General features: G+C 72.7%; 14 protein-coding genes. 6 read left to right on the top strand and 8 right to left on the bottom strand.

Annotation, left to right across the window (positions count from 1 at the left end; all coding sequences use genetic code 11):
* Positions 1–16: 16 nt before the first annotated feature.
* The 5 genes from O7619_RS21165 to O7619_RS21145 all read right to left on the bottom strand — a co-directional run bounded on the left by O7619_RS21165 (position 17) and on the right by O7619_RS21145 (position 3,591).
* The gene (locus tag O7619_RS21165) at positions 17–784 is read right to left on the bottom strand and encodes a hypothetical protein (RefSeq protein ID WP_282282962.1); all 768 of its coding nucleotides are present in this window, start codon (positions 782–784) and stop codon (positions 17–19) included.
* Positions 785–943: 159 nt separating this feature from the next.
* Positions 944–1,285, bottom strand: a complete 342-nt coding sequence (locus O7619_RS21160) for an MmcQ/YjbR family DNA-binding protein (protein WP_282282961.1) — start codon at positions 1,283–1,285, stop codon at positions 944–946.
* 12 nt (positions 1,286–1,297) lie between these two features.
* Positions 1,298–1,786 carry a GNAT family N-acetyltransferase gene (locus O7619_RS21155; protein WP_282282960.1) on the bottom strand — a complete coding sequence of 163 codons (489 nt, stop codon included), beginning with the start codon at positions 1,784–1,786 and terminating at the stop codon, positions 1,298–1,300.
* Positions 1,787–1,826: 40 nt separating this feature from the next.
* The gene (locus tag O7619_RS21150; RefSeq protein ID WP_282282958.1) at positions 1,827–2,477 is read right to left on the bottom strand and encodes a hypothetical protein; all 651 of its coding nucleotides are present in this window, start codon (positions 2,475–2,477) and stop codon (positions 1,827–1,829) included.
* Between the two features lie 175 nt (positions 2,478–2,652).
* Complete coding sequence (locus O7619_RS21145; protein ID WP_282282957.1) at positions 2,653–3,591, bottom strand: 3-oxoacyl-[acyl-carrier-protein] synthase III C-terminal domain-containing protein; 939 nt, start codon at positions 3,589–3,591, stop codon at positions 2,653–2,655.
* 32 nt (positions 3,592–3,623) lie between these two features.
* On the opposite strand from O7619_RS21145, the gene O7619_RS21140 reads away from it, so the two are divergent.
* The 5 genes from O7619_RS21140 (at position 3,624) to O7619_RS21120 (ending at position 9,015) form a co-directional block, all read left to right on the top strand.
* Positions 3,624–4,814 (top strand): glycosyltransferase, encoded by a 1,191-nt coding sequence (locus O7619_RS21140; protein ID WP_282282956.1) that lies wholly within the window; start codon positions 3,624–3,626, stop codon positions 4,812–4,814.
* 61 nt (positions 4,815–4,875) lie between these two features.
* A complete protein-coding gene (locus tag O7619_RS21135) occupies positions 4,876–5,853 on the top strand; it encodes an ATP-binding cassette domain-containing protein (RefSeq protein ID WP_282282954.1) in 978 nt (325 codons plus the stop codon).
* Between the two features lie 2 nt (positions 5,854–5,855).
* Positions 5,856–6,620, top strand: a complete 765-nt coding sequence (locus tag O7619_RS21130) for an ABC transporter permease (protein ID WP_282282952.1) — start codon at positions 5,856–5,858, stop codon at positions 6,618–6,620.
* Positions 6,621–6,700: 80 nt separating this feature from the next.
* Positions 6,701–8,353, top strand: a complete 1,653-nt coding sequence (locus O7619_RS21125; RefSeq protein WP_282282951.1) for a class I adenylate-forming enzyme family protein — start codon at positions 6,701–6,703, stop codon at positions 8,351–8,353.
* 182 nt (positions 8,354–8,535) lie between these two features.
* On the top strand, positions 8,536–9,015 hold the full coding sequence (locus tag O7619_RS21120) for a hypothetical protein (protein WP_282282950.1): 480 nt from the start codon (positions 8,536–8,538) through the stop codon (positions 9,013–9,015).
* Positions 9,016–9,166: 151 nt separating this feature from the next.
* Here the strand turns inward: O7619_RS21120 and O7619_RS21115 are convergent, their stop codons facing one another.
* A complete protein-coding gene (locus O7619_RS21115) occupies positions 9,167–9,358 on the bottom strand; it encodes a DUF397 domain-containing protein (RefSeq protein ID WP_282288890.1) in 192 nt (63 codons plus the stop codon).
* Positions 9,355–10,152 carry a helix-turn-helix transcriptional regulator gene (locus tag O7619_RS21110; RefSeq protein WP_282282949.1) on the bottom strand — a complete coding sequence of 266 codons (798 nt, stop codon included), beginning with the start codon at positions 10,150–10,152 and terminating at the stop codon, positions 9,355–9,357. Before O7619_RS21110 ends, O7619_RS21115 begins: the two co-directional genes overlap by 4 nt.
* Before the next feature lie 276 nt (positions 10,153–10,428).
* Between O7619_RS21110 and O7619_RS21105 the strand changes: the two genes are divergently transcribed.
* Positions 10,429–11,406 (top strand): aldo/keto reductase, encoded by a 978-nt coding sequence (locus tag O7619_RS21105; protein ID WP_282282948.1) that lies wholly within the window; start codon positions 10,429–10,431, stop codon positions 11,404–11,406.
* 102 nt (positions 11,407–11,508) lie between these two features.
* Here O7619_RS21105 and O7619_RS21100 read toward each other — a convergent pair whose 3' ends face one another.
* Positions 11,509–12,882, bottom strand: coding sequence for a PHB depolymerase family esterase (locus O7619_RS21100; RefSeq protein ID WP_282282947.1), 1,374 nt, complete (start codon positions 12,880–12,882; stop codon positions 11,509–11,511).
* Positions 12,883–12,937: the final 55 nt, after the last annotated feature.

Here is a 12,937-nt window from a genome sequence, read left to right as displayed (position 1 = left end):
CGGTGGATGCATGCGCTCAGGGGAGCAGGGTCGGGTCGCCGAGGGCGATGCCGGGCAGGCCGCCGCCGTTGTTGCCGCCAGCGGCGTCGGCGCCCGCCTGCAACGGGCTCTTGAGCTTTCCCGGGGCGTACAACTGGATGCGCAGTCGCGAGACGCCGGCGACGCTGACGTTGATCGAGGCGGGGCTTCCCGGCGCAACGGCGAATGTCTTGGGCGGGTGCCCGTCCAGCGTGATGTCGATTCGGTGCCTGCCGGTGCTGGTGTCCAGGACGGCAGCCGTGGCCGTGAACCGGCTGAATTTCCTGCCCAGAGTCACTTCGCGTACCTGCGGAGAAGGTCCGTCGCAGTAGAGCGAGCATTGGTAGACCAACGCGCGACCGTACGTCGTGCCGTCGATTTCCAGCGTGCCGGGGTCGTCGAGGTCGATGCTGCTGCTGGTGTCCTCGTCGACGGCGGGCAGGTCGAGCAGGGAGGTCGCCATCACCGGAGACGGCTCGGTGGTCGGCGGCGCAGGTGTCGGTGTCGGTGCGGATGTCGGTGTGGCTGGCGGGGTGGTCGATGCCGGTTCGGTCGTCGGAGCAGCGCCCTGGGAAGGCGTGTCGGATTCCGGTGGGGAGTGGGTCTGCGCCACCGCCTGGACGCCGGCGAAGACAACGAGCGCCGCAAGCAACATGACCAACCTGCGTCCCTTCGGGTGGGACTTGTCCGTCATGACGTCAACGATGAGGCCGGCGATCGCGCCGCCCGCACACGCCGCAAGGGCCGCCACGAATGTCAGCAGCATGAGTCCAGTGTGCATGGCCGCCGGCAGAGATCATCGTTGACCCGGGCGATGATGTCCCGCACCGGTTGCCGTGGCCGTCAGAATCGAGCCGGAGCGTTGCGGGACAGCCGCCGCGATGGGCACGGTGATCGCCTTCCGCCCGGCGGACGGGCCACCCCGTCAACTGCCGAGTCGCTGCCGGGCGAGGAACCGGGGCACGACCATCCGCCACGCCTCCGTCACCAGCTCGGTCATGTGCTCGTGGTCGAGCCGGTTCAGATGGCAGCACACCCAGTTGAAGCGCTGCTCGGACGCGCGGGGCAGGAAGAACAGGTCCGGCTCGGCGCCGATCAGCCCGTCGCGTTGCTCCTTCGGGTAGGCGAAGCCCATCGTCGTCTCGTCTCGAGAGAACGCGACGTAGACGATGGCGCCGACCCGGAACCTGACCTGGTCGCGGATCAGGTGCTCGCTGCTGCGCGGCAGGGTCCGGGCCAGCGCGCGGACGTCAGCGACGGTGACCATGGGCGTGCTGGTTCACCGGACGCGCTTCTCGTACCGCCGGCAGGCGACGACCACGGGGGTGGCGCCGGCTTCGGCGGGGTAGTCCAGGGCCGCCGCGTCGCGCCAGCCGTTGCGGGCGTAGAACCGGCGGGCCCGGGTGTTGCCAACGGCGACCGCCAGCCAGGCGGTGTCGAACCGTTCGGCGACCGCCCGTTCGGCGGCGGCGAGCAGCACGGCGGCGACTCCGGTGCCGCGGGCCGGGCCGGCGACGTACACCTGCTCCACCTCGTCCTCGTGAACGGTGACGAACCCAACGATCCGCCCGTCCCGCGCGCCGACCGTGGTGGTGGGCAGGCGGGGCGGCACCCGGTCGCGGAAGTCGGCGAGCCGCCGGTGCCGGTGCAGCTCGTCGGGGACGTGCCCGGCGTGCCCGTCCCGCCAGCCGGCGTGCCACAGCGCGGCGATCGCCTCGGCGTCGTCGGGTCGTGCGGCACGCAGCACGAGATCGCCGTCATCTGCCATCGCGCGGCCCTCCCTCGGCTGGACGCCCCTGCCGGACAACCTACTGTGGGCCGTCGGTCGAGGTCCCGACCAGGCACAGGTAGCGCAGGTCGGGGTGGTAGTCGGCGGCCACCACCGTCCCGACCCGGCCCGGGCCGTCGTCGAGCCGGTCCAGTAGCGCCCACCACACGCCGGTCATCGGCTGCCCGGACGGCACGACCGTGACCGGGCTCCCACCGGTCGCGACCCCGGCGAGCCCCGCCCCCAGCACCACCGCCACGTCCGGCCGGCCCGCGCCGAGCCCGCGCAGCTCGGCCGCTGCCAGGCCGGGCGCGTCGTCCGGACCGACGTCCGGGTACTGCCGCACGGCGGTCACCCGCGCGCCCGCCGGGCCGCCGCCGAGGAGCAGGGCCACGGCCCGGTGCCGCTCCGGCACGGCAACCCCGGTGTCGTACGGCAGGACGGACTGCTCGACGGCGAGCACCAACGAACGGCGGCCCGCCGGCTGCGCGAGAGCGATCCGCAGCCCGGTGAACGCCGCCGCCGGACCCTGGTCGCAGAGCGCGAACGACATCGGCGTGCCCGGGCAGACGTGACTGAGGTAGGCGGCGGTGGCTCGGCCGGGCAGCGCGTCGTGCACGGCGAACGCCAGCACCAGCAGGTCCACCGGCTCGTCGTCGGGCACGAGCGCCGGAATCAGCGAAGCGGCCATCTCCCCGTAGGACTGGCCCAGCGCCGCCGGGTCGACCCGCAGGCCGTACGGCCGGGTCAGGTCGGTCAGGTATTCGGCGGTCCGGTCCCGCAGGTCGGGGTCGACGAGCAGTTCGGTCGCGCCGGTGAACTCCCGGCGCGCGGCCCGGATCAGGTGGGTCAGGATGCCTCCCCGGTCAGTGTTCGAACACCATGGCGGCGAACGTCGCCCCGTCGCCGGCGCCGACGGCCGCGACGAGGTAGCGGTCGCCGGGGCGCAGCAGGTCGCGTTCCCGCGCGGTGCGGTAGTTGACGAACGCGTCCGCGCAGAAGACGTGCCCGGCCCCGGTGATGTTGTCCAGCAGCACCCGGTCCAGCGGCAGCCCGATCAGCTTGCACAGCCGCTTCCAGGTCATCAGGTTGACGTTGTGCGGCAGCACCAGCCGCAGGTCCGCCAACCCCACCCCGGCGTCGGCCAGCGCGCGGCCGATCACGTCGGCCAGCGCCGGCCGGTACGCGCGCTGGAACCGGGCCGGGGATTCGCCGCCGGCCACGTCGAACTCGCCGCGCTGGGCGCAGGCGTACGACAGCAGCCGGTCCCGGCCGCCGTGCGCGCTGACCAGGCAGGCGGACGCGCCCTCGCTGAACATCGAGGTCTCCGGGATGAACTGGGCGTCGCGGGTGAACGCCTTCTCGCCGGTGAGGACGAGCGCGAGCGGCTCCTCGCCCGGCTGGTGCGGTTCGGCGGCGAGCAGCCGGCCGGCCACCTCGATCGCGGTGAGCGCGCTGGCGCAGGACTGCTGGGTCAGGGTGAAGGCGAGCGCGTGGCCCAGGCCGAGCGCCCGGCAGACGTCGTGCAGCGGGTTGGCCGGGTACGGGCTGACCACCGGGAACGCGCGGCCGTACAGGACGAACCGCACCCGGTGTTCGGCGCCGCGCAGCGCGGTGAGGCCGTCGACCGCGCGCAGCAGCAGGTCGGGCAGGGACCGGGCGGGGTCGCGGCGCACCTCGGTCAGCCCGTGGAACCGCCGGAACAGCCGGATCTGCATCTCGGTCAGGCGCAGCGGCGCGGCCAGGGTCTCGATCGGCACCCGGTGGCTCGGCACGAACACCGAGACGGCGTCGATCGCCGTCATCCGTACACCGTCACGCGTGCCATCATATCGACGTGGCTCGGTTCCTTTTCGTGGTGCTGCCGGTGCACTCGCATCTGAACGCGCCCTACGCCATCGCTCAGCAGCTCACGGACGCCGGGCACGAGGTGGCGTGGTGCGGGCCGCGCAGCGACCTGCGGCCGATGATCGGCGCGGACGCCACGCTCTATCCCACCGGCAAGCGTCACTACCGGCCGGACGCCGGGTCGGGGATGGCCTCGGTGCGCAGCCTCTGGGAGGGGCACGTGCTGCCGGCGAACCGTTTCATCCGGGACGCGGCCGAGCGGGCGGTGGTCGACTACCGGCCCGACGTGGTGGTCGCCGACCAGTACGCGCTCGCCGGCGCGCTCGCCGCGTACCGGCACGGGCTGCCGTGGGCGACGTTCTGCGTCGGCATGCTGGAGCTGACCCCGCCGGCCGAGGAGATGCCGGAGTTCGCCGACTACGTGCGGGCGCAGTTGACGCGGGTGTGGGCGATGACCGACCTGCCCGTCGACGAGACGCTGGATCTGCGCTTCTCGCCGTACCTGGTGATCGGGCTGACCACGGCGGCGCTCACCGGTCCGGCGGCGCTGCCGGCGCGGTGCGTGCTCGTCGGGCCGGCCCTGGGCCGGCGTCCGCACGCGCCCGACTTCGCCTGGGACGCCTGGGATCCGGCCCGCCGGCACCTGCTGGTCACGGTCGGGACGATGGCCGAGCACCTGGCCCGCGACTTCTTCCACCGGACGCTCGCCGCCACCGCGCCGCTCGCCGACCGCCTCCAGGTGGTCCTCACCGCCGGGCCGGACCTGGTGCCCGACCCGCCGGCGCACGCGCTCGTCGTGCCCCGGGTGCCGGTGCTGGAGCTGATGCCGCGCCTGGACGCCGTGGTCTCGCACGGCGGGCTGGGCACCGTCTCCGAGGCGATGGCGCACGGCGTGCCGGTGGTGGTCGCGCCGATCCGGCACGACCATCCGGCCGTGGCGCGGCAGGTGACGCGCGCCGGGGCCGGCGTCGAGGTGTCCTTCCACGCGGCCACCCCGGCGGAGCTGACCGCGGCGGTGACCGCCGTGCTCGACGACCCGGCGTACCGGGCCGGGGCGCGCCGGGTGGGGGAGTCGTTCGCCGCGGCGGGCGGCGCCCGGACCGCCGCCGCGCACCTCGCCGAGCTGGCCCGCGCACATCGACCGTTGTCCAACGCTCCGGGCCCCACTAGCCTGACCTGACGCACCCGCGCGAGCGCCGTGGCGGGGCCGGTCCGGCGTGGCCGCCGCACGAGGAGGCTCGATGATCGAGGCCACCGGCCTTCGCAAGTCGTTCCGGGTGGGTCGCGGCCGTGGCGCCAGCACGGTGGAGGCGGTACGCGGCGTCGACTTCGCGGTGCGGCGCGGCGAGATCGTCGGCTTCCTCGGCCCCAACGGCGCGGGGAAGTCCACCACCCTGCGGATGCTGGCGACGCTGCTCAAGCCCAGCGGGGGAGCGGCCACGATCGCGGGCGTCGACCTGCTGCGCTCGCCCGCCCAGGTGCGGCGGCGGATCGGGTTCGTGGCGCAGGCCAGCGGCACGTACGACGACTCGACCGCCCGTCGGGACCTGGTGCTCCAGGCGCGGATGCACGGCCGGTCCAAGAGCGTCGCGCAGGAGCTGGCGGCGGCGGCGATCCGCGCGTTCCAGCTCGACGACTTCGCCGACCGGAAGATCAGGACCTACTCCGGCGGGCAGCGCCGCCGGCTCGACGTGGCGCTCGGCGTCATCCACTCGCCGCGGGTGATGTTCCTGGACGAGCCCACCGCCGGGCTCGACCCGCCCAGCCGGACCCGGATGTGGCAGGAGGTGCGGCGGCTGCGCGACGAGGGCATGACGATCTTCCTGACCACGCACTACCTGGACGAGGCGGACAGCCTGTGCGACCGGGTGTCCATCATCGACGCCGGCCTGATCGTCGCCGAGGGCACGCCCTCCGACCTGAAGCGCGAGATCTCCGGTGACGTGGTGGCGATCGACTTCGCCGCGCCCGACCTCGTCGACGCGGCCGGCGGTGACCTGCCGGCCGCGACGAAGCTGCTGGCCGAGGCGCCCTACGTGCGCTCGGCGGAGCCGGTCGACGGCACCCTGCGGCTCTACGTCGACAGCGCCGCCACGGCCATCCCGCAGATCATGCGGGCGCTCTACGACCGGGGCATCGAGCCGGGCGCGATCGAGACCCGCCGGCCCAGCCTGGACGACGTGTTCCTGGCCAAGACCGGCCGTTCGCTTGAGGAGTGACGGTGCGACTCGTCCGTGACACCTGGCTGATCTTCCAGCAGGAGGCCGGCCTGATGGTGCGCAACCCGGTGATGGTCGCGTTCAGCCTGGCCCAGCCGATCACCTACCTCGTCCTCTTCGCCCCGTTCCTCAAGGTGGTGATGGTCGACCGGGGCGCGTCCACGTACGCCGACGCCTACCGCATCTACGTGCCCGGCCTGTTCGTGGCGATGGGGCTGTTCGGCGGCCTGTTCGCCGGCTACGGGCTGCTCAGCGCGTTGCGCGCGGGCATCATCGACAGGTGCCGGGTGACGCCGGTGAGCCGCACCGCGTTGCTGCTCGGCCGGGCGCTGATGCACGTGTGCCTCAACGTGACGCAGGCCGTCGTGGTCACGCTCGTGGCGTTGCCGTTCGGCCTGCGCGTGCACCTGGCCAACCTCCTCGTCTCGTACGGGCTGCTGGGTGTGATGGTGCTGCTGAGCACGTCCATCTCGTACGACATCGCGTTGCTGGTCCGCAACGAGAACAGCCTCGGTGTGCTGGTGAACACCGTGGGTCAGCCGATCTCGCTGCTCGCCGGCGTGCTCATCCCGCTCGTGCTCGCGCCGATGTGGATCCAGCGGGTCGCGCTCTGGAACCCGTTCGCCTGGGCCACCGACGGGATGCGGGCGTTGTTCGCCGGCCAGATCTTCCAGACCGTGGTGTGGCAGGGCGCGCTCATCATGGTCGGGCTGGCCGCCGCGAGTCTCCTCTGGTCGTCGCACCTGTTCAACCGCGAGGTCTCCTGAGCGCCCGGATATCGACCATTGTCTCGTCGTGGCGGGCGCTCTAGCCTGATCGTGTCCTGGCGACGTGAGGAGGCAACGCGTTGGGTGCCGACAACTTCCGGGCGACCCTGGCGGCGGACCAGGAACTGGGCGCGGGCAACGTTCTGCTGCGGCTGGCCGAGCACGGGGCCGACATGCGGATGCCCCGGGTGACGTTCGACGTCGACGTGGACGGGATCCCCGCCTGGACCCCGCTGTCGCTCGCCACGCTCACCGAGCGGGTGGCCGCCCGGGCGGCGTGGTTCGCCGCGCGCGGCATCGGCCGGCGGGACCCGGTGGCGGTGTACGTGACGTCCGCGCCGGACGTGTTCCTCACCTTCCTGGCCCTCACCTGGCTCGGCGCCATCCCGGCGCTGATGAACGGCAACATGCCGGTCGAGTTGGCCGCCGAGTTCGTCCGCCGGCTGCGCGGCGTCGGTGTCGTCGTGGACGCCGACCACGCCGCGCTGCGCGACCACGACCTCGGCGTGCCGATCCTCGGCGACGCGGCGGAGACCGGCGCCGGTGACCCCGCGCAGGCGCCGCCGCACCACCGGCACCACCCGGAGGACCCGGTCGCCATCACCCACTCCTCGGGCACCACCCGCGTGCCGGCGGCGATCGTGCACTCGCACCACGGCCTGTTCGCCGCGATCCGCGCGGTGCGGCTCACCGAGTCCCGGCCGTACGGCGAGGTGCGGGAGATGTCCGCGCTGCCGGCCGCGCACGCCGCCGGCATCATCACGCTCAACCAGGCGCTCTGCAACGGCTACCAGTTGCTCTGCCTGTCGGCGCAGGGCGGCCCGTTCGCGCGCAGCGCCGAGACGATCCTCGACGCCATCGAGCGGTGGCGCCCGACCGGCGTGTTCGGCTTCGCCGTGACCTGGTCGGAGCTGGCCCGTGTCGACCTGAGCACCCGCGACCTCAGCTCGGTGCGCAACTGGTTCAACACCGGCGACTGCGCGCACGAGTCGCACGTACGCCGGCTGGTCGCCGTCGGCAGCCACCCCACCTGGACCCGGGACGGCATGGTCGACGTGCCCGGCTCCAAGTTCGTCGACATGCTCGGCTCCACCGAGATGGGCCACGGCGCGTTCCGGATCACCCACCGGCTCGGCAGCGACCGCTACGACCGCTGCGTCGGCAAGCCGTACCCGTTCGCCGAGATCGCCCTGCTGGACGTACGCACCGGCGAGGAGGTCCCGGAGGGGCAGGTCGGGCACGTGGGGTTGAAGTCGCCGACGCTCGCGATCGGCTACTGGAACGACTCGGTCACCACCTGGCGTACCCGGCTGAACGGCTACTACCTGACCGGCGACCTGATGTACCGCGACCCGAACGGCGACTACCACCACGTCGACCGGGCCAGCGACGCGGTCGACCTGGGCGACGGCGCGTGGCTCTACACCGCGCTGTCCGAGGAGCGCATCCTCGCGCACTGCCCGGACGTGCGGGACTGCACCGTCGTCGCGGCCACCGCCGACGGCGGCGGGACGGTCACCGACGTGCTGCTCCTGCTCGCCGACGACGCCGATCCGACGCTCGACCGCACCGAGCGGGTCCGGGCGGCGCTGGGCCCGGCCGTGGCCGCGACGCTGCGGCGGGTGGTGACCGTCCCCGAGGATGGCGTGGTGATGGGACCCACCGGCAAGGTGCGCAAGTTCCTCATGCGCCAGCGGCTGCTGGCCGACGCCGGAGCGCCGGCCGCCGGATAGCCGGCGTCGGCCCCGGAGCCGCCGGGCCTGCGCGGATGGCGGGTGAAATGTCATGGGTGTCCGCGACGTGGGGACGCGGCCACGGCGCTGGCCCTGGCAGAGGTGATCGGCTACGCCGAAGAACGGGCCGGGCCGACCACTGATCGGCCGTGGGGTGCGCGGCCGTGCCAGAATCGGCAGCCGTGTCCTACCTACCCGCGCAGCCGTACCAGCCGTGGCCGGCCGCCCCGCTGACCGCCTACCCGCAACCGATCGCGCCGCCGCCGGGCCACGCGGTGCTCGTCGTCTCGGTGAACCGGGGGCCGTACGCGATCCCGGTGCCGACGACCAGCCGCTTCAAGGTCGACAAGCTGGTGGTGCCGATCCCCGGCGAGGGCACCTGGCACATCGCGGTCCCGGCCGGCCCGCACGACGTCCGGTACACCGACTTCATGGGCGTCCCGATCGTCACCACGTCGCTGGTGGCCCAGCCGGGGGCGGCGCATCACCTGTCGTTCCGTTTCGGCGCCTGGCGCAACCGGGTGCACGACGGCTACGGCACCGACGTGACCCGCTTCGGCCTCTGGTCGAACTACACCGTCGCGCTTGTCGCGCTGGCGGTCATCGTGCCGCTCTGCTGCGGCGTGGTCGGGCTGATTTCGGGCGGCCTCACCTCGACCTGACCGACCCGAAGCCGCCCGAGCCGGCGCGGTGACCACGGCGTAGGTCTGCGCGAGCGCTGCTCCGGCCGGGTCGGGAGGTCGATGTGGTCGGTGCCGACCCGACGGCAGGGCGCCCTCCGGTGTGACGCCGGAGGGCATCGACGCGGACGGGTCAGGCGGGACCGAGCCGCTTGGCCAGGTCCACGAAGGACTGCCAGGACCCGGCGTCGACGTGCAGGGTGCCGCCGTCGCGGTCCTTGGTGTCGCGGACCAGCACGACGCCCGGCAGGTTGTCGGCGACCTCGACGCACGCTCCACCGTTGCCGCCGGACCGGGTCGACTTCCGCCACTGAGGGGTGGTCAGTTCCATGACTTCGCCACTTCCTTGATCAGCTTGAGGGACTGCCGGCGGGGGAGTGCCTCGTTCCGCACGATCTCCCACGTCTTCGCGAGCCTAGCAATGTCGGCCGACGCCTCGACGATCTGCGCGTTGAGTTGGTTGTCGGCGTAAGCAACCCGGGCGCCGTCGGGCAGCTCCGCGATGATGAACTGCCCGGCCAGACCCAGGTACATGCCGGCGTCGACCGGCACCACGTGCACCTGGACGTGTTCCAGCACGGCCAGTTCCACCAGCCGGTCGAGCTGTTCGGCCATCAGCCCCGGGGCGTCGAGCACCGGCCGGCGCAGCACCGACTCGTCGATGACGGCGATGAGCTGCGGCGGATGCGGCCGAGTCAGGACCGCCTGCCGCTCCGCGCGGCCCGCGACGATACGGTCGCACTCCTCCGGGGTGAACCGGCCGCCGGCAAGCGTCGCGCGGGCGTACCGCTCGGTCTGGAACAGGCCCGGCAGGTAGGCCAGCTCGAACCAGCGCAGCGTGGTCGCCTCCCGCTCGAACACGATCCACTCCCGCAGCCACGCCGGATCGGTGTCGAGCGACCCCAGCGCGCGCAGCATCCGCTCGAACCGGCCGCCGGTGTCGAACCGCTCGTCGATCGTCCGCATGTATTCCTTGGTCGGGGCGCGTCCGGCGGTCTCCACCCCGCTGACGTGCGACCCGGAGTAGTCGATCTTCCGGCCGAACTCCTCCTGGCTCATCTCGACCGACGCCCGGAACAGGCGCAGCTCGCCGATCACATAGTTGGTCGCGCTCCCCATCGTCTCCCCGATCTCCGTCCTCGCGGCGGTTCACCCACGGCTGGCCCGACGCCGCCGGTCCTGACCCGCATGGACACGTCGGGCATTGATCCAAAGTAGTCGAGCGTTCACCTCCTGTCACCGAGGCGGGCCGTCGGGGACACCAATCCGGTGAAGTGGTGGCATCCCCGCGCTCGGACCACACCACTTCGCCGAGATGGCGTCCGGCCACCCCGCTACCCACGTCATCCGCGGAGTCGCCGCGCCGATGGCCGGACCCTGTGCTATCCACGACTCATGGCCGACGACCAGCACGTTTCCCCCGCGGGTGCCGACATCCGCGACAATCGACTGATCTACGGCTGCATGGGGCTGGGCGGCGGGTGGGACGACGAACCGTACGGCGCGCCGGAGATCGCGGCGGCCCAGGCGGCGGTCGAAGCCGCCCTGGAGATCGGCGTCACCGCGTTCGACCACGCGGACATCTACCGCAACGGCAAGGCCGAGGCGGTCTTCGGTGAGGTGCTCGCCCGCGCGCCGGAACTCCGCTCGCGCGTCCAGATCCAGACGAAGTGCGGCATCCGCCTGGCCGGCGAGGACGGACCGGGCCGCTACGACCTGCGCGGCACGCACATCACGCACAGCGTCGAACGGAGCCTTCACCGGCTGCGCACCGACGTGCTCGACGTGCTGCTGCTGCACCGGCCGGATCCGCTGGCCGACCCGGACGAGGTGGCCGAGGCGCTGACCTCGCTGCACCGGCAGGGCCTGGTGCGGCAGTTCGGCGTGTCGAACATGGCGGCGGCGCAGATCGCCCACCTCCAGGCGTCGCTCGACGTGCCGCTGGTCGTCAACCAGTTGGAGATGAGCCTCGCGCGCCGCGACTGGGTCGAGGCCGGCGTCCTGGTGAACACCGCCGAGTCCACCGGGACGGGTTTCCCGCTCGGCACGCTGGAACACTGCCGGGCGCACCGGATCGGCGTCCAGGCCTGGGCTCCGCTGGCGCGCGGGCGCTTCACCGGGGCCGGGCGGACGCCGGCCGACCGGGAGACCGCCGAGCGGGTCGCCGCGCTCGCCGACGCCAAGGGCACCACGCCGGAGGCGATCGTCCTGTGGTGGATCCAGCGGCATCCGGCGCGGGTGACGCCGGTGATCGGCACCGCCACCCCGGACCGCATCCGCGCCTGCCGGGACGCGGCCGGGCGCGCGCCGGAGCTGACCCGCGAGGAGTGGTACGACCTCTGGGTGACCGCCCGCAACACCCCCCTGCCCTGACAGCCCGTACCCCCACCCCCCCGATTCACGGAAAGAGTGGCTATCCAGGCCCGGATAGCCACTCTTTCCGTGAATCAGCGGGACGGGGGGACGGGGACGGGGTCAGGCGAGGGTGCAGGTGGCGCCGTTGAGGGTGAAGGAACTCGGGCGGCCGGTGTTACCGGTGTGGGTGGCCTGGAACCCGATGGTGGTCGATCCGTTCGCCGGGATGGTGGCGTTGTACGAGAGGTTGCGCGCCGTCACCTGGCCGGAGCTGGGGGAGTACGACGCGTTCCAGCCCGAGGTGATGTTCTGTCCACCGGGCAGCGTGAACCCCAGGGACCAGCCGTTCACCGCGGCGGATCCGGTGTTGGTGATGGTGATGTTCTCCGTCAGCCCGGTGTTCCAGGCGTTCAGGTCGACGCTGACCCGGCAGGCGCCGGAGCCCGGCGGCGGCGTGGTCGGGGGCGGCGTCGGCGAGGTGGTGGGGCTCGGCGAGGTGGTGGGGCTGGGCGAGGTGGTGGGGCTGGGCGAGGTGGTCGGTGACGTGGTGGGGCTCGGCGTGCTGGTCAGACCGAAGAACGCGATGGCGACCGCCGCCATGCCGCCGGACGGCAGGCTGTGCCCGGCGCCCTGGACGCTGTACGCCTCGACCTGGACGGTGCCGTTGGCGTCGGCGTAGCGACGCCGGTTCCAGTTGGCCTGCGGCGTGTCGGTGGAGGTGGGCGTCTGGCTGAGGCCGAACACGTTCGTCCACTGCTCGATGGTCTCCTGGAGCAGGGAGTACGGCACGAGGGTGTCGGCGGTGCCGTGCCAGAGCTGCACCCGGGGGCGGGGACCGGAGTAGCCGGGGTACGCCGCGCGGACCGCGTCGCCCCACTGCTGCGGGGTCCGGTTCATGTTGCCGCCGGTGCACTGGCTGCTGCCCGGCGGGTAGTCCGCCGCGTTCGCGAAGCAGTTGTAGGGCACGCCCATGAACGCCGCGCCGGCCTTGAACACGTCGGGGTAGAGCGCCAGCATGTGGTTGGTCATCATGCCGCCGGACGAGCTGCCGGTGGCGTAGACCCGGTCCGGGTCGGCGCCGTACTGCTGCTGGACGTAGCGGACCATCGAGACGATCGACACCGGGTCACTGCCGCCGCCGCGGCGCTTGGCGGCGTCGGACCAGGTGTCGAAGCAGTTGCCGAAGCCGGCCTGCTGGGTCGCGCTGGGGTAGATCACGATGTACCCGTACCGGTCGGCGAGCGAGGCGAACTCGCTGCCGGAGTAGAAGCCCGGGCCGGAGCCGCCGCAGCCGTGCATGGCCACCACGGTCGCCGGCCGCGCCGGCCGGTTGTCCGGGACGTAGACGTGCATGCGCATCCGCCCCGGGTTGTCGCCGAAGCTTGTCACCTCGGTCAGCGACGCCGCGTACGCGGGCTGCATGGCCGGGATGACCAGGCTGGCGCCCGCCAGCGTGGCGGCCAGCGCGAGCAGCATCTTGCCTCTGAGTTTCACGGAGACTCCTTCGATCACCTGTGCAGGTTGAGGTCGTCTGTGGTGCGCCCTGCCC

It is taken from the genome of Micromonospora sp. WMMD998, assembly GCF_029581235.1.
GTDB lineage: Bacteria > Actinomycetota > Actinomycetes > Mycobacteriales > Micromonosporaceae > Micromonospora.
The sequence above is the reverse complement of the archived record's forward strand: the minus strand, read 5'-3'. Positions and strand labels throughout refer to the sequence as shown.